The following is a 537-nucleotide window of genomic DNA, read 5'->3' as shown; positions in this document are numbered from 1 at the left end:
GTTAAAGATTCCAGACTTGACAAGTGCAATAGTTGTATCACCTTGACATAAGGTAATCACCGTCGCATCGTCTGTTGTAGCAGTAGTACCAGACACATCGGTTACGGTAGCATCTGTTAATACATTCTGACCGTTAACGGTGGCTTGGTTTGTTACCTGTCCAGCATCAATATCGTCTTGCGTCACGGCATAGTCTGCAGTGTAGGTCCACGTTTCAGTAGGATCTAATTCGTTATCACCATCAGTATCACCAGAAACAAAAGCAATGGCAACCACTGGGTTAGGTGCTTCCAATAAAGGATCGGTTAATACAATATTATCAATAGAAACGTTACCTGTATTGGTTACAGTAAAGGTATAGGTAATGGTTTCATCTACATTAGTACAGTTATCCTGGTCTTCGTCGTTAAACACACCAGACTTCACTAAAGCAATGGTTGTATCACCTTGACATAAGGTAATCACCGTGGCATCGTCTGTTGTTGCGGTTGTACCAGACACATCGGTTACGGTAGCATCTGTTAATACATTCTGACC

At 42.1% G+C, this 537-nt stretch carries 1 protein-coding gene; it reads right to left on the bottom strand.

Translation table 11 applies throughout. The features are described from left to right. The coding region (locus ACVC43_RS00040) for a DUF7507 domain-containing protein (RefSeq protein WP_452222527.1) at positions 1-537 on the bottom strand (537 nt) is incomplete at both ends.

The sequence above is a fragment of the Lacinutrix chionoecetis genome, from assembly GCF_053604665.1.
The sequence above is the reverse complement of the archived record's forward strand: the minus strand, read 5'-3'. Positions and strand labels throughout refer to the sequence as shown.